Raw genomic sequence first — 23869 nt, 5'->3', positions numbered from 1 at the left:
TGTCAAAATAATTTTGACAAACTAGCAGCCAAACCAGCGTTTTCCTAACCCCGTCAGCGCCCTACCCTGCACGTCTCATTACAGGGAAGCTGCCATGGCCTATCGCTCGAAAGTCGCGCTGGTGTATTTGCTGGGGTTCGCCCTCGACCTGCTGAACATGTTTGTCGCCACCATCGCCTACCCCGACATCGCCCGGCAATTGCATGCCTCGGTGACAGAACTGGCGTGGATCGGCAACGCCTACATGCTCGGGCTGACGCTGATCATTCCGATGAGCGTGTGGCTGGCGGCGCGGGTGGGCGAGCGGCGACTGATCCTTGCTTCGCTGCTGCTGTTCGGGATTGCCTCGGCGCTGGTAGCTCAGGCCGGCTCGATTGAAAGCCTGATCGGCTGGCGGCTGCTGCAAGGGCTCGGTGGCGGGTTGTTACTTCCGGTCGGTCAGGCCTTGGCCTATCGACAATTTCCACCGGCGCAGCGTGCGCATTTCACCGGCGTGGTGTTGCTGGTGGCGCTGATGGTGCCGGCACTGTCGCCAGCGGCCGGCGGGTTGATTGTTCAGGTGTTGTCCTGGCGCTGGATTTTCTACCTGAATTTGCCAGTGGCGTTGCTTGCCTTCGGGCTCGGCATGCTCTGGTTGAAACCCGAAAAAGCCTCGACCGAACGCCCGACACTGGACGCCCGTGGCCTGCTGCTCGCCGTCGCGGCCCTGAGTCTGTTGTTGATCGCCGTGAGCCTGTTGAGCGAACCCGACACGCGCATTTTCGGCCTGCTCGGGCTGATCCTCAGCGCCGCTATTGCGGCGTTGTACCTGCGCGACGGCTGGCGTAAACCCGGTGCAATCCTCGACCTGCAACTGATCAAAAATCCATCACTGCGCCTGGCGATGCTGATCTACCTCTGCGTACCCGGCATCTTCACCGGCACCCACCTGATTGCCGTGTTGTACCTGCACGAGCTCGGTTTCGGCGCCGCGCAAATCGGTGCGCTGATGTTGCCGTGGGCGGCAGGCTCGGGGGTGGCGATCATGCTGGGCAAACGCAGTTTCAATCGCATCGGCCCCAAGCCGTTGCTGATCACCGGAATGCTGTTGCAATGCCTTGGCATCGTGCTGCTGATGCGCATCGAACAGCCCGCCGGTGCGCTGCTGATCGTTGCCTACGCCGTGATGGGCCTGGGCGGCAGCCTGTGCAGCGTCACTGCGCAGACCTTGGCCTTTGTCGGCATAACGCCGGAAAAAATGGGCCATTCCAGTGCATTGTGGAACATCAACCGCCAGCTCGGTTTCTGCCTGGGCGCGGCGCTGTTGAGTTCATTGCTCGGGGCGCTGGGTATTCAAGGTTTCAACTATTGCTTCCTCGCCGCCGCACTGCTGACCCTGGTTCCAATGGCCGCCGTCCTGCGCTTCGACTCGACGAACGTGCTGGCCCTGCTAACCTCTCCTCCCCTTCAGGAAAAATCCGCATGACTGACTACACCGACTATTTTGACGAAGTAATCCAGGCCCATGTGGCCATTGAACAGTGGTTTGCCGTGGAAGCAGACGACGCCGCGCTGGATCGGTTGCTGACCCGTTTCTCGCCGCAGTTTTCCATGGTCTCGCCGCTGGGCCGGGTGCTGGACCTGGAGGCGCTGAGCGCGTTGCTTCGAATGGCGGGCGGGAAGAAGAGCGGGTTCAGGATTGAGCTTAGCGAGCTACGCGGGATTGCTTTGCATGAGCGCGGCGCGACGGTGAGTTATCGCGAGCAGCAGACCGATGCGACGGGGTTGCACTCGGATCGGAGGTCGACGGTGGTGTTTGAAAAACAGGCGTCCGGGAAGGTGATTTGGCGGCATTTGCACGAGACGTTTTGTAGCGAGTGAGCCCCGATCGCTCCCACGCTCCGCGTGGTAGCGCGATGCCCGGGACGCTCTGCGTCCCAATCTGTAACGCGGAGCGTCACTGGATGCATTCCCACGCAGAGCGTGGGAACGATCTTCATTGTTTCACTACTACCGTGCAGGTAATGCCGGCCGCCAACAGCACCCCGTCCGGCACTTCATCAATATGAATCCGCACCGGCACCCGCTGCGCCAGCCGTACCCAATTGAACGTCGGGTTCACATCGGCAATCAGCTCGCGACTCTCCGGGTTATCCCGGTCATAAATCCCGCGCGAAATACTCTCCACATGCCCCTTGAGCACTTCGCCGCTCATCAGTTGCATGTCGGCCTTATCGCCCACCCGCACGTGGGGCAATTTGGTTTCTTCGAAGAAGCCGTAGACCCAGAACGAGTTCATATCGACCACGGCCATTTTCGCTTCGCCGATACGCGCATAGTCGCCGCGATGGACGTTGAGGTTGGTGACGTAGCCGTCCACCGCCGCGCGCACTTCGGTGCGTTTCAGGTTCAGCTCGGCGGCTTCCAGTTGCGCCTGGGCGTGCTGGTAATCGGCCAGGGCCGAGTCGGCGATGTTGCTGGCGTCGTCGCGGTTTTCCTTGGAGATCACCAACGCGTCCATGTCGGCGCGGCGGTGGGCGTTGACCTTGCGCATCTCCCACGTGGCCTTGCGCGAAGCCACCATTGATTGCGCCTGTTTGACTGCGATGCGGTAGTGCTCGGGGTCAATCTGCATCAGCAGGTCGCCCTTCTTCACCAGTTGGTTGTCACGTACCGGCACGTCCACCACTTCGCCGGTAACGTCGGCAGCGACGTTGATGATGTCGGCGCGCACCCGGCCGTCGCGGGTCCACGGGGTGTCCATGTAATGCACCCACAGGGTCCGGCCGATCCATATCGCGAGGGCCAGCACCAGCAGGGTGGCGAGCAGGCTGAACAGCTTTTTCATCGGGGCCTTCTTCAGTGATAGAGAGTCAACGGTAGACAGTCAGCGCCAGGGCGCCGAACAGACAGGTAAACAGGCTCAGGCGCAGCAGCGCCGGGTGCCAGAAGAAGCGGTACAGGTCGAACCCGGACAGGAACCGATCCAGCGCCCAGGCCAGTGCCGCAGCGATGAAAAACATCAGCGTCATGGTCGGCATGTACACGCCGTGGAAGGCGATTTCACGCGGCATGTTCAACTCCTTGAGGCTTGGTGATTGCATACGCGGCGAGCGGCGATTGCGGGTCCAATAGCGAGGTGCGGATGAAGTGCAGATAGCTCTTCACCCGGCGCAACGCGGAGGTGTCGAAGTGCGGGGCAAAGGGTTCGTCGGTCGCTTGCACACGGCTGATCGCATGATCGACTGCGATCAAGCCGCGCTCCAGATTGCTCTGGCTCGGTTGCAGAAACAGCCGCACCAGCGAACGCCCCATCACGCGGATCGCCTGGCGCCACGGTTGGGATTCGGCATAGGCCGGGTGCACCGGCAGAATCGCCTGTTCCTTACGCAACTCGATGATCGCGTGACCGACTTCGAGCACCACGAACATCCAGCGCAGCAAGTCCCGTTGCACTTGCGGCGAACCTACCGCCAAGCCGTAAGCCTGATGCAGCAGATCCCGGGTGCGGCTTTCAAAACTCGAACCCAAGCCCTTGAGCTTGCCGCTGATCGCGTACACCACTTGCTCGCGCAGGTCCTGCTCCAGCCGACGCCACAACCAGCGACTGTTCGGCGGCAGGATGATCGCCCCGGCAGCGGCGCACACCAGCATGCCGAGGACCATGGCGATGTAGTCGTTGATAAAGGTGTAGGGGTTGTAGACCGTGAGGTTGTCCGGCACCGAACCGGTACTGAAGAAGATCAGCAACCCGAGGCCGACCCCGGCGTATTGCGGACGTGAAGTGAGGAATGAACCGAGCACGATCACCGGCGCGAGCATCACGCACAGCAACGGAAAACCATCGATCCAGGGGAAGATGAAAAACATCTCGACGAAGCCAATCAACGCGCCGAGCAACGTCCCGCAAGCCATCTGGAACGCCATGCGTTTCGGGTTCGGCGTCGCCGCAGACAGGCCCACGGTGGCAGCCGCAATCAACGTCATCGTCGCCCCGCTCGGCCATGCAGTAGCAACCCAGTAACTGCCAAGCACCACGAGAATAAACGCCGCGCGAATCCCCGAGGCGGCCGATGCCAGCCAGTTGGTTTGCGGGGTGAAAGGTTCATCCCATTGCTCGCGGGCATGAGTGTGATCGGCCAGGGACGCGTGGGTCTGTGCATAACTGTGCAGGTCGTCGACGAAGCGATAGAGCAACTCATACGCGGTGTGGAAATCCAGTTGCTCGGCGTCGCTCGGGTCGCTCTCCTGGAAGATCGCTCGCAAGCTGCGAACCCGCGCTGGCAAGCCTTCCTTATAAGCCGTCAACGCCGTGACCAGGCGTGCCGCATCGGCATTGGTCAACGCCCGGCCGCTGAAGCCGTCGAGCAATTCAGCGAGGTCCTGCAAACCGGGTTTGATCGCCACCACCACGTGGTCCGCCTCGCTGCTGCGCAAGCGTTCGAGCAGTTGATGCAAGGCGTTGAAGCGGGTGGTGATGCTCATGAATTCGCTGTTCAAGCGGCTGAGCCGACCGTTGCGCCGACGCATGTGCGGGTCTTCGAATACCGTGACGCTGCGCAAGCCTTCCAGGCCCACGGCTTCGGCGATGAAGCGCACGTTGCTGGCTTCGAACGCCTCGCGTTTGCTGCGACCGCGCAAGCCGTCGGTGACAAACAAAGCGAACACGCCGAAGCGCTGGTACAAGGCGTTGCGCATCGCGGCGCTGGCGGTTTGCGGCAGGATCGCGGCGCTGATTACGGTCGAACAGATAATCCCCAGCGAGATCTCCAGCACCCGCCAGACCGCCGCCATGAACGCGCCGTCCGGGTGCGCCAATGCCGGCAAACCGACCATCGCCGCGGTGTACCCGGCGAGCACAAAGCCGTAGGCGCGGAAGTTGCGATAACGGGCGGCGCCAGCGGTGCAGAGGCCGACCCAGATCGCCAATGAGCCGAGGAACAGTTCGGTGTTCTGCGCGAACAAAGCGATCAGCGCGACCATCACCGCCGACCCGGCAAGCGTGCCGAGGAAGCGATAGAAACTCTTGGCCAGCACATGGCCGCTTTGCGGTTGCATGACAATGAACACAGTGATCATCGCCGTGCGCGGTTGTGGCAGCTCCAGGCGCATGGCCAGCCATAGGGTCAGGAACGCGGCGAGCAGTACCTTGAAAATGTAGACCCAGGTCACGCCATCGCTGCGTGCCCAGTCGTAGAAACCCCGACGCCATTCGAGGGAGTAAAGCCAGCGCAGAGGTGCGGGCAAGGGAGTCATCAAATCCTGCTCAGTGGTCGAGTGCTTGGAGAAGGGCCGGGGTTTTCGGCACGGCGGTCTGACTGTCTTTCGGCACATCGCTGCCGGCACCGAGTCCGCCGCCAAGTGCAGTCACCAGTTCAGCATGAGCACTTAAGCGCGCCGCTTGGACCTGCTGCTGCACCTGCTGCTGCTTGAACAACAACGTCTGGGCGTTGAGCACGTTGAGGTAGTCGGTGAGCCCGCGCTGATAGGCGATCATTGCGATGTCGTAAGTCTTCTGCGCCGCAGCCACCGACTCGGCAGCGAACACCTGTTGCTTGTCCATGGACTCACGGCGGATCAACTGGTCAGAGATACTTTTCAACGCATTGACCAACGTCTGGTTGTACTTCGCCACGGCGATGTCATACCCGGCCGAGGCTTCGCCCAGTTCCGAACGCAATCGGCCGCCATCGAAAATCGGCAGCGAGATCGCCGGGCCGACGCTGTAGTTGAGCTTCTTGCCGGTCAAAAACTCCAGCGCCCCGCCGCCCGTGGCCATGTAGCCGAGGCTGCCGACCAGGTCGACGTTGGGGTAGAAACCGGCGTGCGCCACATCAATGCCTCGGGCCTGGGCCGCGACTTGCCAGCGGCTGGCGACCACGTCCGGGCGCTGGCCGAGCAATTGCGCGGGCAGCGACGATGGCAGTTTCAGTGCCGCGCCCAGCGACAGAATCGGTCGTTGCAACTGCGCGCCCTCCCCCGGACCTTTACCGGCGAGTGCGGCAAGTTGATTGCGGCTCAGGGCGATTTCTTCGTCCAGGGCATCGATCTGCCGATGGGTTTCCGGCAGCGGCGTTTCGGCCTGGCTGACTTCGAAATGGGTGCCGATGCCGCCGTTCAAACGCTTTTGCGCCAAGTCGAGGATTTGCTGTTGCTGCTGCAACGTCGCGGCAACGATGTCCCGTTGCGCGTAATGCAGCGAGAGTTCGATGTAGGCGCGCACGATGTTGTTCTGCAATTCGAGCTGGGCCAACCGCGCTTCGGCGGCGCTCATGTGTGCCATGTCCACGGCGCGCTCGGTGGCGTTGCTTTCACGGCCCCAGAGATCGAGGGCGTAGCTGAAGCCGAGCGCGGCGTTGTTATCCCAAGTCGTGGTATTGGAGAGTTCGCCAGGGCCGTAGAACTGATCGGTGGGCCAGTTGTGGCGCTTGAGGGTCGATTCGCCATTGATCTGCAACGACTCGGCAGCCTCGGCGATACCGGCCATGGACTTGGCCTGACGCACCCGCGCGGTGGCCATGGCCATGGTCGGGCTGCCTTGTACGGCGAGGTCAATCCAGCGGTTCAGTTGCGGATCGCCATAGGCCTGCCACCATTGCGCGGTGGGCCAGTGAGCGTCCTGTGCAGCGTTCTGGATGGCTTCGTCGGTGGCCAGTGAATCAGCCTCCAGCGCCTTGCCCTGTGGGGCAATGCCTCCGGTACCGATGCAGCCGCTGATTGCCAGGGTTAAAGCCAAAACACTGAGCGTCTTGAGCGCTCTGTTAATGCGACGCGGCACTGCTGCAAATTCCTGAGGTGGGGGATGTTTCATGCATGGACCGCCTTTCAATACGCTTGAAATACGGTCCCTGTAGGAGCTGCCACAGGCTGCGATCTTTTGATCTTTGTTTCTAAAAGCAAGATCAAAAGATCGCAGCCTGCGGCAGCGCCTACGGAGGTGGGCGCAATTCTATGGGCACGCCTGAACGGCGATAAGCCGGGATTCCTGTGAATCTTTGTTACCGTTACTGCGATAATCCCTTGGTCGGGGTCTCCGACCTTGAAACCTTGTGTCACAATTTGCCATCGAACCCGAGAGCACCCCATGGACACTTTGCAAAACATGCGCGCCTTCAGTTACGTGGCCGAAGCCGGCAGCTTTACCGCCGCCGCCGTGCAACTGGACACCACGACAGCCAACGTCTCGCGCGCGGTCTCCAACCTGGAAGCCCACCTGCAAACCCGTCTGCTCAACCGAACGACACGCCGTATCGCCCTGACCGAGGCCGGCAAGCGCTACTTGCTGCGTTGCGAGCAGATCCTGGCCTATGTCGAAGAAGCCGAAGCCGAGGCCAGCGACGCGCACGCACGCCCGGCCGGGCAGTTGAAAGTGCACACCATGACCGGCATCGGCCAGCATTTCGTGATCGACGCCATCGCCCGTTATCGCAAGACTCACCCTGACGTCACCTTCGACCTGACCATGGCCAACCGCGTGCCGGACTTGCTCGACGAGGGCTATGACGTGTCCATCGTGCTCGCCAGCGAACTGCCGGACTCGGGCTTCGTCTCCCAGCGTTTGGGCATCACCTACAGCATCGTCTGCGCCTCCCCGGCGTACGTGAAAGCCAACGGCTGCGCACACAAACCCAGCGACCTGCTGAACCACGCCTGCCTGCGCCTCGTCAGCCCGGTAATCCCCCTGGAGAAATGGACCTTCGACGGCCCCGAAGGCCAGGAAATGGTCACCATTAACAGCTCACCGTTCTTGGTGAATTCCGCCGATGCGATGAAAACCGCAATCACCAGCGGCATGGGCGTGGGCGTGTTGCCGGTGTATGCGGCGATTGAAGGCTTGCGCAACGGCACGTTGGTGCGGGTGATGCCGAACTACCGCTCGCAGGAGTTGAACCTGTACGCGATCTACCCGTCGCGGCAGTACCTCGATGCGAAGATCAAGACCTGGGTCGAGTACTTGCGCGGGTCGTTGCCGGAGATATTGGCGGCGCATCAGGCGGAATTGGCGGCGTATGAATTGAGTGGGAGTCTGGGCGGGGCGCGGTTGGCGAACTGATCGCCATTTAGCCAACGCCCGATCTGATCGTTCCCACGCGCAGCAAAGGAATGCCTCAACGGACGCTCCGTGTTCGGCTCCCGAAGGGACGCGGAGCGTCCCGGGCTGCATGCCCACGCAGAGCGTGGGAACGATCGTCAATGCCTGATCCCCTCGTAGGAGCTGCCAAAGGTTCGGCGCCTCCTACAGACAGTCTTACAAATTTCGAATATTTGAGGATGTTTCCGACGCGTTTTGACGGTTGTTGTGTGGGAAGGGAAATGGATAGCCTTTGGGGGTCGCTGACGCATCAGTGACCGGGTCTGGAAAACCCTAATCAACGTTTGACCTCTGCACATGGCATACTGCGGCGCGTTTTTCTGCGCGCAATGTTATGGCAGCTGTGCGCGGGAGACCTTCGGGTCTGCCGGGTTTTGTTGGGCGTTACCGGTTTTTCCAGTCCGCGCACGGCTGCCACCCTTCGTCTGGAAAACGTAAGTGGCAGCTCCATTAAGCCTCTGCATGGAGTAACGCCCTTATGTTCAAGCCAACACCGAATCCCCCTCACACCCCCAGCCACCTGTTCCAGGTCGCCCCCAACGCCACCACCGAAACCCTGATGGTCTACGCCAGCGAATCCCTCGCCTCGGCCAGCGTCATGACCAGTGACTTTGCCGGATTCCTCGAAGGCACCCACCGCAACACCATGCTCGGCATCCAGCAAGTCATCATGCTGGCCGAACTGTCGGTGAACCGAGCGCTGGACAACCTCGATCCGCAGGACTGACCTGAACTGATCGCACTGATCGTTCACACGCTCTGCGTGGGAATGCCTCAACGGACGCTCCGCGTTCGGCTTGGCAAGGGACGCGGAGCGTCCCGGGCTGCATTCCCGCGCAGAGCATGGGAACGATCATGCGAGACCTCGCGCAATGCCCGGAAAGAATGTTAGCGTGCTTGGCATTCACCATCGCCCGCCGAGCCGCTTCCCATGAAAAAAACCGTCCTCGCCTTCAGCCGCGTCACCCCCGAAATGATCGAGCGCTTGAAACAGGATTTCGACGTGATCGTGCCCAACCCGAAAAACGGCGACATCAACGCCCAATTCAATGAGGCCCTGCCCCACGCCCATGGCTTGATTGGTGTCGGTCGCAAACTCGGCCGCGCGCAACTGGAGAACGCGGCCAAACTGGAAGTGGTCTCCAGCGTCTCGGTGGGCTACGACAACTACGATGTCGCCTACTTCAACGAACGCGGGATCATGCTCACCAACACCCCCGACGTGCTCACCGAAAGTACCGCCGACCTGGCCTTCGCCCTGTTGATGAGCAGCGCCCGTCGCGTCGCCGAGCTCGACGCCTGGACCAAGGCTGGCCAATGGCAAGCGACCGTCGGCGCACCGCTGTTTGGCTGCGATGTGCACGGTAAAACCCTGGGCATCGTCGGCATGGGCAATATTGGCGCGGCCATCGCCCGTCGTGGCCGGTTGGGTTTCAACATGCCGATCCTTTACAGCGGCAACAGCCGCAAGACCGAACTGGAACAGGAACTCGGCGCCCAGTTCCGCAGCCTCGACCAGTTGCTGGCCGAAGCGGATTTCGTCTGCCTGGTGGTGCCGCTCAGCGAGAAAACCAAACACCTGATCAGCCATCGCGAATTAGCCTTGATGAAGCCGAGTGCAATTTTGGTGAACATCGCTCGCGGCCCGGTGGTGGATGAACCGGCGCTGATCGAGGCGCTGCAAAATAACCAGATCCGCGGCGCCGGCCTCGATGTCTACGAGAAAGAACCGTTGGCCGAGTCGCCACTGTTTCACCTGAAAAACGCCGTCACCCTGCCGCACATCGGTTCCGCCACCCATGAAACCCGTGAAGCCATGGCCAACCGCGCCCTGGCTAACTTACGCAGCGCCTTGCTGGGCGAGCGACCGCAAGATCTGGTCAACCCGCAGGTCTGGAAAGGCTAAAACAAAACGGGCACGTGTATAAAACACCTGCCCGTTTTTTATTAACCATTAATACTTGTGATGTGTACCTTATATTAGGTACACACCTTGAAATTCAGTCCTCAACCAAAAACTTAATACGCACTATAGACTCCCCGCCATTCACTCGACTATCGCGAGTTCTGGCTATGGAGAGCACAAACATTGAACCACCTGACCACTGACCAACTCATCAGATACAGCAAAGCATTGCTCATGGCATCCTTCAGTTTCTTCGGGCTGTTGGTGATGTTCAGCAACTTCACCGACTACCCTTCCAACTATGAATATGTCGGCCATATTCTGAGCATGGACACCACCCGAGAAAACACCAACATAAGTTACCGTGCAATTACATCACCGATGCTTCATCACCGTATTTACTGGATCATTATTACCCTGGAAGTGATCTATACCGTTTATTGCCTGATGGGCACTTATCAGCTGTTCAAACACATCAACGCATCCGCCGAGGATTTTCACGAGTCCAAAAAACTCTCGATCATGGGTTTGTTGATTGCCATCTTTATTTATTACGTCTGCCTGCAAGTGGTCGGTGTCGAATGGTTCGACATGGACGAATCACAAACCTGGAATGCCAAGGACTGGGCTCGGCATATTGTTGACTTCATTCTGCCGTTATTGGTTTTCCTGGCGCTGAAGATCGAGCGCTAGCGGTTTCTGCGCCCGATCTTCAGGTTGTCTCAAGCCAGTTTGCCGTTGCCCTGAACCAACGGTGCCTTGGGCTTGCGAAACACCAGCACGTTGCCCAGCATCACCAGCACTAGCCCCATCAACGCTGGCGCGGTCCATTGGTAGCCTTCGGCAAATGCCGAGACGTTCAACGCGACCACCGGGAACAACACCGTGCAGTACGCCGCGCGCTCCGGGCCCATGCGCCCGACCAGCGTCAGGTAAGCGGTGAAACCGATCACCGAGCCGGGGATGACCAGGTACAGCAGCGAGCCGAGGTAGCGGGCGTTCCATTCGATGTCGAACGGGATGCCTTTGACCAGGCACCACACCGTCAGCATCGCCGCGCCGTACGCCATGCCCCAGGCGTTGGTGGTCAGGGGTTTGAGCCCGGCCTTCTGTTGCAGGCTCGACAACATGTTGCCGGCCGAGAAGCACAGCGTTCCGAGCAGGGCCAGGCCCAAACCCAGCAAGGTTTCAGGGCTGGCAGTGTGACCGGCCAGTTCCGGCCAGAACAACAGGCCAAGCCCGAACAAGCCCAGCGCGCCGCCCATCAACACGTTGCGGGCAATTTTTTGACCAAAGAACACCCGAGCATTGAGGGCGTTCCACAGCGTGGCGGTGGAAAACACTACGGCGACCAGACCGCTGGGGATCCATTGGCTGGCGGTCAGGAAGCACATGAAGTTGACGCAGAACAGGCACAGCCCTTGGGCCAGGCAGATCAAATGCCCGCGACGGTTCATCACTTGCAGGCGTCGGCTGAGCAGCAGCAACACGAACAGCACCAGCGCGGCGAGGCCAAAGCGATAGACGATCGACACCGGAATGGCCACCACGCCCAATTGCCATTTCAAGGCAATCCAGGTGGTGCCCCAGATCAGCACGGTCAACAGGTACAAAGACAGGTTCATGGCAAAGGCTCCTCAATTGGTGCCCAGTGTCCTGCGCCAGTGATAGGCGCACTTGCATAAACTTGCGCTTTTGTCGGCCGACGGGCTGGCAGGCCAAGGTCTACGGAGTAGGATGCGAAGCGTTGGAGAGAAAACGATCATGCCCGCACTGGAAACGCTGCAAGTCTTTCAAGCCCTCAACCGCTCGCCCAATGCTCGTCTGGAGCACAGCGCCGAGCTCGGTGACGGCATCGCTGCAGCTTTGTGGAGCAACCATCACGACGCCCAGGATTACGAAGCGCCGAGCCATCACACCTTATCCTGCTACATCGCCGGCGGCACCGGGACCTTTCGCCGCGACCAGCCCGGCACCAAGGGTGGCCCGGACAAGCTGTGCATCCTGCCCGCCGAGCATCAATCCGGCTGGGTGATCAACGGCGACATTCGCCTGGCCCATCTGTATTTCAGCCCCGAACAATTCGCCCTCGGCTGCGTCACGCTGCTGGACCGCGAACCGCGCGAGCTGCAGTTGCGCGAAGGCACCTTCCTCGACGACCCGCAACAAGCCCGACGCTTTCGGCAGATGCTGACACTCAATTGGGAGGAGCCCGGTGAACGCGTGCTGACCAGCAGCCTGGCTCACGAAATGCTCAGCCATGCGTTGCTCAATCAAGTTGGCATGCGCCAGGGCTTGCGACTCAAGGGCGGATTGGCCGCGCATCAGCGGCGGCAGTTGGTGGAGTTCATCGACACTCAGTTGGCCGAAGCCATCAGCCTGGGGCAATTGGCGGGGTTGTGCGCGCTGTCGGAATATCACTTCGCGCGGATGTTCCGCGAGAGTTTCGGCTTGCCGCCACATCAGTATGTGTTGGCGCGGCGCATGAGTCGGGCGCGGGAGTTGTTGCGTTCGACTTCGCAGCCGTTGGGGGAGATTGCCTTGGCCTGCGGGTTTGCCAGTGCGAGTCATTTCACCAATCGGTTTCGCCAAGTGCTGGGCGGGACGCCTGGGGAATATCGGCAGGCGTTTTTGCGGTAAAAAGATCGCAGGCTCCTACAGGGGGATCGCATTCCCATGTAGGAGCTGCCGGAGGCTGCGATCTTTTGCTGTCGACTCAGAACTCCAGGGTACTGGAGAGCGACACCTGCCGCGAATCCCCCATCGACACAAAGAACCGGCTCGCCGCCGAGGTGTAGTAAGTGCGGTCAAACAGGTTCTTCACGTTGAGCTGGAACTTGACCTTCTGCCCTTCGACTTTGGTGTCGTAAGTAGCGAAGGCATCGGCCACGGTGTAGCCCGGCAGGTCGAAATCGTTCGGGGCGTCCCCCGCCCGCTCGCCGACATAGCGCGCACCGGCGCCGACCCGCAACTGATCCCCACCAACAATGGTGCCGAAGTCGTAGACCGCTGACAGCGAGCCCGTATTCTTGGCAACGTTTTGTAGTTTTTTGCCTTTGTAGTCCGGGTCTTCGGTGACTTCGGCATCGGTGTAGGCGTAGCTGCCGATCATGCTCCAGCGGTCGCTGAGTTGGCCGGTCAGGTCGATTTCCAGGCCTCGGGAACGCACTTCGCCGGCGGCGCTGTAGATCGTGGTCGGGCCTTCGGCGTTGGCGATCAGCACGTTGCGTTTCTTGATATCGAACAGCGCGATGTCACCGGTGATGCGCCCCGGCATGTCGAGCCTGGCGCCAATTTCCCAGGACTTGGCTTCTTCCGGCGCGATGCTGCCGTCGAGCACAACGGTGCTACCGCTCAATGGCGCGATGGTCGAGTTCGGTTTGAATGATTCGGTGTAGCTGCCGTAGAACGACAGTTCGTCGGTGTAGCGGTACACCAGGCCGGCGCGCGGCACGAATTTCTGGCCGTTGTTGTCGGTGTTGGCCTTGAACGGCACACCTTTACCGGCGTACTGGTCGTATTCCTGAAAACGCCCGCCGGCTACCAGAATCCACTGGTCGGTGAGGTGAATCGAGTCCTGAGCGAAGATCGAATCGCTGCGCAACTGATCGGTCTGGGCGCTGTCGGGTGCGCTGACGGTGGTGCCGGCGACTTCACGGCCGTAGACCGGGTTGACGTAGCTGAAGGTGCTCAGGCTTTTCTGGCGGATCAGGTCTTCGCGGTAGATCTTGCGGTATTCGTCGTCGACGCCGAACACCAGGTCGTGTTGCATGCCCAGCACATTCACTTTGCCTTCGAGGCTGGCGGTGGTGAAACGGTCGGTGCTGATCGCATTCTGCGTGCCGTCCATGCTCCGGGTCAGCGTGCCTGTCTTGGTGTTGATCGCGGTGACACGTACCTGGCTGGCGTCGTAGGTTTCGCGGTTCCAGCTGTAGCCGAAGTGAGCTTTCCAGTTGTCGTTGAGCTCGTGATCGGCCTCAAAGTGATACAGGTCCGAACGCCCTTCCATGTTGTTGAACGGCTCGTCGAGGCGTTCATTGCGCGAGATGTCCAGCGGGTGGTTGGTGCGCGGATCGATGACGGTGCCACGGTCGAACGGCGTGAGGAATTCCCGGTGCTCGTAGGAAAACAGCAGCTTGGTGCTTTCGCCGAACCAGGCCAGGGAAGGCGCCACCAGGGTTTCGCGATGGGTGCCAAAATTGCGCCAGTAGTCTTCATCTTCGTGGTCCAGGACCATGCGATAAGCCAGCCCGGAATCGCCCAGCGCACCGGTGCTGTCGAGGCCGCCGCCGCTGCCGTTCTTGCCGTCACCGTAGGTCGAGCCGCGCAGGGTCAGGGCGTTGTATTGGGTCAACTCGGGTTTCTTGCTGACCATGTTGACCACGCCGCCCGGGTCCTGGATGCCGTAGAGCAACGAGGCTGGGCCTTTGAGCACTTCAACGCGGTCGACGGTAGCGTTCATGCCGCGACCCTGCACGATCGGCATGCCGTCGCGCATGATCGAGCCGTTGCGGTTGTCGCCGAAACCGCGGGTCATCACCGAATCCTGGGTGCTGGCCAGGGTGTTGCCTTGGGTGATGCCGCTGACGTTGGCCAGTGCGTCATCGAGATTGCGCGGCGCCTGGTCGCGAATGACCTGGGCCGGGATCACGTTGATGGTCTGCGGGGTTTCCTGGAGCAAGGCCGAACTGCGCATCACATTGCTGGTAGGCGGTGGCTGGTAGCTCTGGGTTTCGTCCAGCACCGAGGTGATGGTGGTCGCGCCCAGGTTCAGGGTACCTTCGGTGGGAACGGGTTCCAGCGCCAGGGTGTGCGCATCGGTGCGGCGGAAGGTGAATCCTGAACCGCTGAGCAAACGCTGCATCGCCTGCTCGGCGCTCATCTGCCCGCTGACGGCCGGGGCGTTGAGGCCGTAGGGCGCTTCGTCGGTGTAGACCACGCTGGTGCCAGTGATGCGGCTGAAGTCGCTCAGGGCTTGGGGCAGCGGTTTGGCGGCCATGGCGAAACTGAATTGCGTGCGTTGTTGCGTGCTGGCGGTTTCAGCGGCCAAGGCCACGCTCAGCGGCAGCAATGCCAAAGCCGAAAAACTCAGCGCTTGAACGCCGAACCATTGTTTGACCGAACCCGATTTTGCCCTGGACTTCATTGCTCATGACCTGTGTAGAACCGCAGCTGGATGCGAATGACTCGCAGTTTCAGTCACTACACGGATGGCGTCGGGGTTTACCTCATCATTATTTTGAAAATATTTTTATTGGAGTGATGTGGTGTTTGAGCTGACGCCTTCGCGGGTAAGCCTCAGCGCAAAATAATCAACTGCCCCAAAACGTGATGCTGCTCAAACCCCATCACCCCCTGCAACGAACTCAACACCGCCTGCGGGTCCTTGCTCGGAAAACTCCCGCTGACCCGCCGCGCCGCCAGTTCATCGTTAAGCAGCAAAATCCGCCCCGGGTAATAGCGCCGCAGGTCCTGCACCACTTCCGCCAGGCTCGCCTTGTAGTAATTGAGCCAGCCCTGGCGCCACGCCAGTTGCGCTTCACTGTCCACGGCATGCAGTTTTTCCGCCGAGCCTTCGCCATAAGCGACTTGCTGGCCAGCGGTGAGGATTTGCTGCTCGGCGTTGCGGTCCGCCGTGACGCCGACCCGCCCGGACAACACCGTCACCTGCGCACCATCGGGTTGCAGGCGTACTTCGAATTGCGTGCCCAGCACCCGCGCCTGGCCCTTTTCGGCGTCGACCACAAACGGCTCGCCGGTATGGGTCACGCTGAAAAAACCGGCGCCGCGACGCAGTTCCACATGCCGCTCGCCACGACTGAAATCCACGGCAATCGCGCTGTCGGCATCAAGGGTGACCTGGGTTTGATCGGCCAACGTGATCGTGCGAATTTCTCCCGGCGCCGAGACATAGTCCGCGCCCAAGTCGTCCGCCCAACGCAACGGCTGCCACCCCGCGCCGAGGCCGACCATCAGCAACAAACACGCGGCCATCGCCAACGCACCGGACCACCGCCGCACGCTGGAGCTTCGCGAACGGTCCATGGCGTTGAGATAACCTTGCAAGGCAAACGCTTCTTCATCGGCCAGGGTCCGCGCGGGCACTTCGCTCAATTCCCACACCACTTGCGCCTGGGAGTAAGCCTCGGCATGCGCAGGGTCAGCCTGCAGCCAGTGGCTGAAAGTGAGCTGATCGCCGCTGCTCGGCTGATCGTGCAGCAGGCTCAGCCAGGCGAAAGCGGCCTGTTCCTGGGCGGGCGTCGGGGTGACGCGTTCGGCATGGTTCACGGGGCTTTCCTTGGCGTGCGCGGTTCGGGTTCCCTCAGGCTGGCCTTGCAGGCGTCGAGGGCGCGCATCATATGTTTTTCCACGGCGCTTTGGGACAAACCCATGGCCTTGGCGATCTCGGCGTACTTGCGGCCGTGAATGCGGTTGAGCAGGAAAATCTGCCGCGTACGCTCAGGCAAGGCACGCAATGCGGCTTCGACGTGGCGTAAATCGTTGCCGGCTTCCAGCGCGGCTTGCGGCTCACTGCCCTGGCTGTCCGGCGCGTCCGGCATCCAGCCTTCGTTGACCCGCACCCGCGTGCCTTCGCTGCGCAAATGGTCGATGGCAATGTTGCCGGCGCAGCGCAACAGATAGGTGCTGAGTTCTTCGACTTGCACCAGCGGCCGGCGCCAGAAGCGCAGGAACAAGTCCTGTACCAGATCCGCCGCCGTCGCCCGACAGCCTACGCGACGATTCACCAGCGCTTCCATCTGCGAACGCTGGGACAGGAACACCTGGAGAAAATGCGCGCGGGCGCCACGATGTTCGTCATCGTGGGATTCCGGAGGGCTGATGATCATCAGGTCAGCACTGCGCAAACGGGACTGGCGAGCAGACCCATTGCCGCCAACGACAAGGCCAGACGCGGTCGATACGGCAGCAGCAAGACCAGCAGCAATGCGCTGAACATCAACACCGCAAACCACTCGACCAATCCCAAACCCCAACCGGTCGCGGACACCGCCGCCCACAACGACAAGGCCAGCAGCAACCAGCCGCCGAGTTTCAGATTGCGTCGGCGCCGGGCCGAGGGCTTGCGCCCCAGCAGGTCAGCGTGATGCCGATCCATCGATAGACACAAAGCGGTGAAACCGCCATAGCAGAGCAACAGGGCCAGCAGCATTCAGGTCGCCTCGCGCTCAAGGGTGACGTGGCGGACACGCTGGCGGGTGACGGTTTGAGTGCGTCCCGAACGCTGCATTTTCCACGCGGCCCACGCCAGGAACAGCCCGCTGCCCAGGCACGTCAGATCGAAACCAGCCATGGCCCAATCCCCTTGCCTCAGCGACATGCCCAAGTGATACGGCGTGGTCAGTGCGTTGAGCAACGGCACCACGCAGAACAGCAATGCCGCCAGCGCCAACTGCTCGACCCAAGCCGCGCGGCCACGACGAACCATCGCATGCAGCACGCTCAGGCCCCAGGCGATAAAGAAGCTGTTTACTTCCCAATCCGCCCGTTGCGCCAGCCCCACCGGCAACAACCGGTTGGCCCAGAAGAACGCCGCCACGGCGATCACCAGTCCCGACATGCTGGCGATGTTCAGCACTTCCACCAGCCTCAATTCAAACGGCATCACGCCGCTTTTCGCATGTTTGAGCTGACGCTTGCCGAGCCAGATCACTAGCCCGGTGCCGATCATCGCCGTACCGGCCAACCCGCAAATGAAATACAGCCAACGCAACACCGGGCCGGCGAAATGACCGATGTGCAAGCCATAGAAACTGCCGGCAATTGCCATCGGGATGGGTTGCTCCGGTGGCGTGCCAAGTAGCTCGCCAGTGACACCGTTGAAGGTCAGCGCGCGGCCAAAATCGTAAACCACACCCTCGGCGCCATCGCGTTCCAGGATGACCGAGGCATTTGCATCGCCAGGATTACTCACCGCCAGGCTTGCAGCGTTCCCGCCTGACCACTGCTCGCTGGCCCGTTCCAGCAGCGATGCCAACGGCAGCAACTGGCCGGGCTTGCCCGCGGCCGGTGGCGTATTGGACGCCGGGAACACTTCCTCGAAAAACGCCCCGGTGTCACCTTTATACGAAGCAAGGATGCCCGCCGGCATCACCATCGACATGAAAATCACCAGGCTGCTGTAGGTGATCATCAGGTGAAACGGCAACACCAGCACGCCGACCGCGTTGTGACCGTCGAGCCAGGAACGCTGGCCTTTGCGCGGGCGGAAGGTGAAGAAGTCCTTGAAGATTTTCTTGTGGGTGATGATCCCGGTGATCAGCGCGATGAACATCAGCATGGCGGCGGCGGTCGACAACCAGCGACCCCACGGATAGGGCATTTGCAGCTGGAAGTGAAAACGGTAAAAGAACTCACCGCCCAGGGTGGCCCGGCCCTGCACTTGGGCACTGGTTTGCGGGTCGAGGGTCTTTTTGCTGAATTGACCACGCTTGCCAGGTTCGGCCGGGGCTTGCTGCCAGCGTACCGTCAGGCCGGGCTCGCGAGCCGTCGGCAGGTCGATGAGCCAGCGCGACGCGCCGGGCGCTTGCTGCTGAAGATAGTTTTGCGCCAGGGTCAGGCTGGCTTCGGAGGACACCGAACGCGCGGGAACTTCCGGCTGCATCCAGTGACTGGTCTCGGCCTTGAAATACGCGAGGGTGCCGGTCAGGAAAATCGCGAACAGCAACCAACCGAAGATCAAACCGACCCAGGTGTGCAGCCAGGCCATGGCCTGACGGAAGCCCTCTTTCATGGCTGGCCCGCCCAGTACGCCAGCCCCGAAATGGCGCCCAGCATCAGGCTCGGCACAATCATTCCAAACCACGCCTGCCAGGCACTGCGGCAGGCGAAACACCAGAGCACCGCCACCAGATAGGCGAGAAACGAGGTCATCATCCCGGTGATCACCGCCTCGGCGCGGGCCATCGGCAGCACCAGGCTCAGGGAGACACTGGCCAGCGCGGCGACGACATAACCACCCAGCACGGCAGCCAATACCCGGGAAGTGACCGCCAGTCTGTAGGAAACGGGGAGCGTGCTGTTTTTGCCTTTCATGTTTCGACCTTGAAACCGGGTGAAGTCCAGTGAGCGTCACGGAACCAACAAGCGCGCAATATTAATGATAAATATTCTCATACGCAAAAGAGATCCGATTGCCGGATGCGGGTTTGCGCACCTACAATGCGAACAATTCTTGTTCTCTAACGTATCCGTATGTGTCGGAGTGGTTCCGTGCAGCCAGCCAATACCGTCGAAGTCCTTTATCACGACCATCACAACTGGCTCACCGGTTGGTTGCGGCGCAAGCTCGGCTGCCCGGACAGCGCGGCGGACCTGGCTCAAGACACCTTCATCCGAGTGCTGACGGCCCGGGAAACGCCGCAGATCATCGAGCCGCGCGCATTCCTCACCACCATCGCCAAACGCGTGTTGTTCAATCATTACCGCCGCCAGGACCTGGAGCGCGCCTACCTAGACGCCCTGGCGCAAATCCCGGAATGCGTTGCGCCATCAGAGGAAGAACGGGCGATCATCCTGCAAACCCTGATGGAACTGGACCAGTTGCTCGACGGCTTGCCACGGTTGGTCAAACGCGCCTTTTTGCTGGCGCAGGTCGATGGCCTGACTTATCCACAGATCGCCGCCGAGTTGGGGATTTCCATCGCCACGGTCAAACGGCACCTGAATAAAGCGGCGATGCGCTGCTATTTCGCCCTATGAACGCACCGCCGGACTTTTCCTCCCGTGTCGCCGAGCAGGCGGTGCACTGGCTGCTGGAAATGCAGCAAGGGCCGTTGAACCCGCGCCAGCAACACGCCTGGCAGCAATGGCACGATGCGCACAGTGAGCACCAGCGGGCGTGGGAGCATATTCAGCGGGTCAATCAGCGCCTGCGCGGTTTGTCTTCGCCTCTGGCGCATGCGGCGCTGAATGCGCCGAAATCCGGCAGCCGTCGTCAGGCATTGAAGCTGCTGCTGATTCTGGGTGCCGGTTCTGCGGTGACTTGGGGGATGCGCGAGCACAATCCGCTGACGCCGTTGCTGGCCGACTACCGAAGCCCGACAGGTCAACGGCGCAAGGTAGCGTTGGGCAATGGCAGTCAGATGCAGCTCAATACCGCGACGTCGGTAGATGTGCGGGCTGACGGACTGATTCGTTTGCTCGAAGGCGAGATATTGCTGACCGCCGCCCAGGCCTTTGAGGTGCGAACGGCTCAGGGCCTGTTGAAAACCCAAGGCGCGCGGCTGAACGTGCGGCAATTCGCAGATCGGACCCAAGTCGCCGTGTTTGAGGGGCGCGTCGAATTGACGCCCGATGGCGGCGCGCCACTGCTGCTGCAAAGCGCCCGGCAGTTGAGCTTCGGCTCTCGGGGCATCAGCAATCCACTGCCTCTGGACGCCAACAGCGGCGCCTGGGCCGATGGCATGCTGGTGGCGGCGCATATGCGCCTTGGGGATTTCCTTGATGAACTGGGCCGTTATCGTCGCGGGCAACTTAATTGCGATGCGAAGGTGGCTGATTTGTTGATCTCCGGGACGTACCCGCTGGATGACAGCGAGCGGATTTTGCAGATGCTGGAAATCAGTTTGCCGGTGAAAGTGAAGCGGTTTACCCGGTATTGGGTGACCGTGGAGGCCCGCGCTTAGCGATCGTTTAACGATCGTTCCCACGCTCCGCGTGGGAATGCCTCAACGGACGCTCCGCGTTCGGCTTTGGATGGGACGCGGAGCGTCCCGGGATGCATTCCCACGCAGAGCGTGGGAACGATCTTTCGTACCACGTGAGCCGTTTTTCAGATCTGGCGTGACAGAGAAGGAAAGCCCCTTGATTCCACCTTCTCAGGATCGTCCTCCATGCAACCCACCCGCCTCACCCCGCTGGCCCGCACCTTGCGCCAACTCCTGCTGGGCGCCAGCCTGAGCTTCGGCGCCGTCGCGCTGACCCAGGCCGCCGACGCCAAGCCGTACCACATCGCCCCGTCCTCGCTGGAAAACGCCCTCAACCAGTTTGGCCGTGAAGCCGGGGTGCTGATTTCCTTTGGCTCGCAAGTGACCAGCGGCGTAAAAAGCCGTGGCCTGGAAGGCAACTTCACCCCCGAACAAGGCTTGAACGCCTTGCTCGAAGGCACCGGCCTGCAAGCCCGGGCCGAGGGCAATAACGCTTTCAGCCTGCAACCGGTGGGCGATGCCGCGCTGGAGCTGGGCACCTCGACGGTGGTCGGCGACTGGCTGGGTGATGCAGCGCAGATCAACGTGTTCGAACACCCCGGCGCCCGAGACGTGATCCGCCGCGAGGAGTTCGAACGCCAGGGCGCGACCCAGGCCAAGGACGTGCTCAACCGCATCCCCGGCGTCAACGCCCCGGACAACAACGGCACCGGCAGCCACGACATGGCGCTGAACTTCGGCATTCGCGGCCTCAACCCGCGCCTGGCCTCGCGCTCCACCGTGCTGATGGACGGCATCCCGGTGCCCTTCGCACCTTACGGCCAGCCGCAGTTGTCGTTCGCGCCGATCAGCATGGGCAACATGGACGCGGTGGACGTGGTGCGCGGCGGCGGCGCCGTGCGTTACGGGCCGCAAAACGTTGGCGGCGTGGTCAACTTCGTGACCCGCGCCATTCCCGATGAGCCAACGGTCAAGGGTGGCTTCCAGACCGAAACCAGTCCGTCGTCCAGCCATGACGGCTTCAAGACCAGCGGCAACCTGCTGGCCGGCGGCACCGCTGATAACGGCTTGGGTGGCGCGCTGCTGTATTCCGGCACGCGTGGTGGCGACTGGCGTGAACACAGCGACACGCAAATCGACGACCTGATCCTCAAGGGCAAGTACCAGCTCGACGAGGCCAACAGCTTTAACGCCATGGCCCAGTATTACGAAGGCAAGGCCGACATGCCCGGCGGCCTGAACGTCGCCGATTACGATGCCGACCCGTATCAGTCCACGCGCCCGAAAGACCAGTTCTGGGGCCGCCGCACGATGTTCAATTTCGGCTATCGCTATCAGGAAGATCGCCGCGAGTTCACCGCCAACACCTTCTTCACCAAAACCCTGCGCAGCGGCTACCTGGACCAGGGCACCTTCCTGTCGCTGTCGCCTCGCGAATACTGGGTGCGCGGCCTGGAAACCCGCTTTGCCCAAGGCTTTGATATCGGCCCGACCAGCCATGAAGTCGGCATCGGCTATCGCTATATCAACGAAGCCGGCCACGAACTGCGCTATCGCGAACCGATCGCCAACAATACCTACCCGACCACCAATAGCCGTAACGACCGCGACACCCGTGGCGGCACCGAAGCCAATGCGTTCTTCGTCGATGACCGGATCGACATCGGCAAGTGGACCCTCACGCCGGGCGTCCGCTACGAGATGATCGAATCCCAGCAGACCAACAACCTAACCAACGTGAAGTACAAGGGCGACTACAACACCGCACTGCCGGCGCTGAACGTGCTCTATCACCTAACCGACAGTTGGAACCTGTACGCCAACACCGAAGGTTCGTTCGGCAGTGTGCAATACAGCCAGATGCCTAACCGGGTGAGCAGCGGTGAAGTGAAACCGGAGAAGGCGCGTACCTGGGAGCTGGGGACTCGTTACGACAACGGCGCGCTGCGGGCAGAAATCGGGGCATTCCTGATTAACTTCGACAACCAGTACGAAAGTAACCAGACCAACGACTCGGTGATCGCTCGCGGCGAGACACGCCATCAGGGTATCGAGTCGAGCATCAACTATGCCCTTGATGGCCTGAACCCGGCATTGGCAGGTTTCGATGTCTACGCCACCTACGCCTATGTTGACGCGACCATCCGCGAAGACGGGCCGAACAAGGGCAATCGTGTGCCGTTCTCCTCGAAACACAAAGGCACGATTGGTGTTGGCTACACGGAAGGCGCGTGGAAGCTGAATCTGGATAGCAGCTACCAGAGCGACCAGTTTGCCGACAACGCCAACACCTCGAAAGAAAGCGCCGACGGCAGCACTGGCAAGATTGCGGGCTACATGCTGTTCAGCAGCCGTGCGGCGTATGACTTCGGGCCGAAGTTGTCAGACCTGAACGTGGCGGTGGGGGTGAAGAACATCTTCAACCACCAGTACTTCACCCGCTCGTTTGATGACAACAACAAAGGCAAGTACGTGGGGGAACCGCGGACGGTTTATGTGCAGACGTCGGTGGCGTTCTAACGCGACATTGATCGTTCCCACGCTCCGCGTGGGAATGCCTCAACGGACGCTCCGCGTTCGGCTTTGGATGGGACGCGGAGCGTCCCGGGCTGCATTCCCACGCAGAGCGTGGGAACGATCAACAAAAACGGGCCTGCATAAGCAGACCCGTTTGTCAGTGGAAAGGTAAAAAGTGAATCAGGCCTCAGCCGTTTTGCGCAGCCTGTTCGTTCTCGAGAAACTCTTCTTCCAGCAGCACGTCAGCATGTGCGCCCCGTTCAAATGGGACTACAGCGGCACGTGGTTTGCCCCGCAGTTTGCCGAACAGATGGTCCAGTGCATGTTCCAGTTTGGTGGCCGCCCCGTCGATCGCTTGTTCAAGGGTATCGGCTTTATGGGTCACAGAAATTGGTTGATGGCCTTTAGGCCGCGCTTCCAGCTGGCAGCGCATGTCATGCGGTCCGGGCTTGTCGCCGTTTTCGTCCCGCAGGTGAACCTCGACGCGGGTCAGGTCCTCTTCGTAACGTTCGAGCGTGCTCTCAATGGTAGTACGTACCCACTCCTCCAGTCGGATGCTGCTTTGAATATGATTGTCGCTGTTGACTTGGATTTGCATAGTTCATCCCTTATTTCAGCTAGCTCGCGAGAGGCCGGTCGGCTTGCCCTTGGGCGTCATCACCGTGGCCTCTTACTTACACAATCGGTCTGTGCGCAGAACATTTCAAC

The 23869-nt window shown here is 60.9% G+C and carries 22 protein-coding genes; 10 read left to right on the top strand and 12 right to left on the bottom strand.

Annotated features, from left to right (window positions below; all coding sequences use genetic code 11):
- The first annotated feature begins 94 nt into the window (after positions 1-94).
- Together ACA071_RS05005 and ACA071_RS05000 are read left to right on the top strand one after the other, a co-directional pair.
- Complete coding sequence (locus tag ACA071_RS05005) at positions 95-1465, top strand: MFS transporter (RefSeq protein WP_497643388.1); 1371 nt, start codon at positions 95-97, stop codon at positions 1463-1465.
- A complete protein-coding gene (locus ACA071_RS05000; RefSeq protein ID WP_497643387.1) occupies positions 1462-1860 on the top strand; it encodes a DUF4440 domain-containing protein in 399 nt (132 codons plus the stop codon). Before ACA071_RS05005 ends, ACA071_RS05000 begins: the two co-directional genes overlap by 4 nt.
- A gap of 115 nt (positions 1861-1975) precedes the next feature.
- Here ACA071_RS05000 and ACA071_RS04995 read toward each other — a convergent pair whose 3' ends face one another.
- The 4 genes from ACA071_RS04995 to ACA071_RS04980 are packed head-to-tail and all read right to left on the bottom strand — an operon-like array spanning position 1976 to position 6757.
- Positions 1976-2827 (bottom strand): efflux RND transporter periplasmic adaptor subunit, encoded by an 852-nt coding sequence (locus ACA071_RS04995; RefSeq protein ID WP_497643386.1) that lies wholly within the window; start codon positions 2825-2827, stop codon positions 1976-1978.
- A gap of 25 nt (positions 2828-2852) precedes the next feature.
- Positions 2853-3053: a DUF1656 domain-containing protein gene (locus ACA071_RS04990; RefSeq protein ID WP_007896379.1), complete on the bottom strand. Its 201-nt coding sequence runs from the start codon at positions 3051-3053 to the stop codon at positions 2853-2855.
- Positions 3043-5235, bottom strand: a complete 2193-nt coding sequence (locus ACA071_RS04985; RefSeq protein WP_497643385.1) for an FUSC family protein — start codon at positions 5233-5235, stop codon at positions 3043-3045. The genes ACA071_RS04990 and ACA071_RS04985 overlap by 11 nt, the downstream gene beginning before the upstream one ends.
- A gap of 10 nt (positions 5236-5245) precedes the next feature.
- Positions 5246-6757 carry an efflux transporter outer membrane subunit gene (locus ACA071_RS04980; RefSeq protein WP_497643384.1) on the bottom strand — a complete coding sequence of 504 codons (1512 nt, stop codon included), beginning with the start codon at positions 6755-6757 and terminating at the stop codon, positions 5246-5248.
- 306 nt (positions 6758-7063) lie between these two features.
- On the opposite strand from ACA071_RS04980, the gene ACA071_RS04975 reads away from it, so the two are divergent.
- The 4 genes from ACA071_RS04975 (at position 7064) to ACA071_RS04960 (ending at position 10670) form a co-directional block, all read left to right on the top strand.
- The gene (locus tag ACA071_RS04975; RefSeq protein ID WP_447788420.1) at positions 7064-8032 is read left to right on the top strand and encodes a LysR family transcriptional regulator; all 969 of its coding nucleotides are present in this window, start codon (positions 7064-7066) and stop codon (positions 8030-8032) included.
- A gap of 517 nt (positions 8033-8549) precedes the next feature.
- Positions 8550-8798 (top strand): DUF6124 family protein, encoded by a 249-nt coding sequence (locus tag ACA071_RS04970; RefSeq protein ID WP_169371531.1) that lies wholly within the window; start codon positions 8550-8552, stop codon positions 8796-8798.
- Between the two features lie 204 nt (positions 8799-9002).
- Entirely contained in the window at positions 9003-9977 is a 975-nt protein-coding gene (locus ACA071_RS04965) for a 2-hydroxyacid dehydrogenase (RefSeq protein ID WP_497643383.1), read from the top strand.
- Positions 9978-10160: 183 nt separating this feature from the next.
- Entirely contained in the window at positions 10161-10670 is a 510-nt protein-coding gene (locus ACA071_RS04960; RefSeq protein ID WP_497643382.1) for a DUF2165 family protein, read from the top strand.
- Positions 10671-10699: 29 nt separating this feature from the next.
- Here ACA071_RS04960 and ACA071_RS04955 read toward each other — a convergent pair whose 3' ends face one another.
- Positions 10700-11602, bottom strand: coding sequence for a DMT family transporter (locus tag ACA071_RS04955; protein ID WP_497643381.1), 903 nt, complete (start codon positions 11600-11602; stop codon positions 10700-10702).
- 139 nt (positions 11603-11741) lie between these two features.
- Here ACA071_RS04955 and ACA071_RS04950 point away from each other — a divergent pair, with 139 nt between their 5' ends.
- Positions 11742-12617, top strand: a complete 876-nt coding sequence (locus ACA071_RS04950; RefSeq protein WP_497643380.1) for a helix-turn-helix domain-containing protein — start codon at positions 11742-11744, stop codon at positions 12615-12617.
- Positions 12618-12693: 76 nt separating this feature from the next.
- On the opposite strand, the gene ACA071_RS04945 is transcribed toward ACA071_RS04950, so the two are convergent.
- The 6 genes from ACA071_RS04945 to ACA071_RS04920 form a co-directional block, all read right to left on the bottom strand.
- Entirely contained in the window at positions 12694-15123 is a 2430-nt protein-coding gene (locus ACA071_RS04945) for a TonB-dependent siderophore receptor (protein WP_497643379.1), read from the bottom strand.
- A gap of 152 nt (positions 15124-15275) precedes the next feature.
- Positions 15276-16265: a FecR family protein gene (locus tag ACA071_RS04940; RefSeq protein ID WP_497643378.1), complete on the bottom strand. Its 990-nt coding sequence runs from the start codon at positions 16263-16265 to the stop codon at positions 15276-15278.
- Positions 16262-16828 carry an RNA polymerase sigma factor gene (locus tag ACA071_RS04935; RefSeq protein ID WP_497645271.1) on the bottom strand — a complete coding sequence of 189 codons (567 nt, stop codon included), beginning with the start codon at positions 16826-16828 and terminating at the stop codon, positions 16262-16264. The genes ACA071_RS04940 and ACA071_RS04935 overlap by 4 nt, the downstream gene beginning before the upstream one ends.
- Entirely contained in the window at positions 16825-17148 is a 324-nt protein-coding gene (locus ACA071_RS04930) for a DUF3325 domain-containing protein (protein ID WP_497643377.1), read from the bottom strand. Before ACA071_RS04930 ends, ACA071_RS04935 begins: the two co-directional genes overlap by 4 nt.
- Positions 17149-18729, bottom strand: coding sequence for a PepSY-associated TM helix domain-containing protein (locus ACA071_RS04925; protein WP_497643376.1), 1581 nt, complete (start codon positions 18727-18729; stop codon positions 17149-17151).
- Positions 18726-19031 (bottom strand): DUF3649 domain-containing protein, encoded by a 306-nt coding sequence (locus ACA071_RS04920; RefSeq protein ID WP_497643375.1) that lies wholly within the window; start codon positions 19029-19031, stop codon positions 18726-18728. The genes ACA071_RS04925 and ACA071_RS04920 overlap by 4 nt, the downstream gene beginning before the upstream one ends.
- 177 nt (positions 19032-19208) lie before the next feature.
- Here ACA071_RS04920 and ACA071_RS04915 point away from each other — a divergent pair, with 177 nt between their 5' ends.
- The 3 genes from ACA071_RS04915 (at position 19209) to fecA (ending at position 23164) form a co-directional block, all read left to right on the top strand.
- Positions 19209-19697: a sigma-70 family RNA polymerase sigma factor gene (locus ACA071_RS04915; RefSeq protein ID WP_497643374.1), complete on the top strand. Its 489-nt coding sequence runs from the start codon at positions 19209-19211 to the stop codon at positions 19695-19697.
- Positions 19694-20623, top strand: coding sequence for a FecR domain-containing protein (locus tag ACA071_RS04910; protein WP_497643373.1), 930 nt, complete (start codon positions 19694-19696; stop codon positions 20621-20623). The genes ACA071_RS04915 and ACA071_RS04910 overlap by 4 nt, the downstream gene beginning before the upstream one ends.
- A 207-nt stretch (positions 20624-20830) precedes the next feature.
- Positions 20831-23164, top strand: coding sequence for a TonB-dependent Fe(3+) dicitrate receptor FecA (fecA, locus tag ACA071_RS04905; RefSeq protein WP_497643372.1), 2334 nt, complete (start codon positions 20831-20833; stop codon positions 23162-23164).
- Between the two features lie 184 nt (positions 23165-23348).
- Here the strand turns inward: fecA and ACA071_RS04900 are convergent, their stop codons facing one another.
- A complete protein-coding gene (locus ACA071_RS04900) occupies positions 23349-23759 on the bottom strand; it encodes an HPF/RaiA family ribosome-associated protein (protein WP_149418217.1) in 411 nt (136 codons plus the stop codon).
- Positions 23760-23869: the final 110 nt, after the last annotated feature.

The organism is Pseudomonas sp. LBUM1646 (assembly GCF_059716165.1).
Note: the sequence above shows the minus strand (reverse complement) of the source record. Positions and strands in the feature narration are given on the sequence as shown.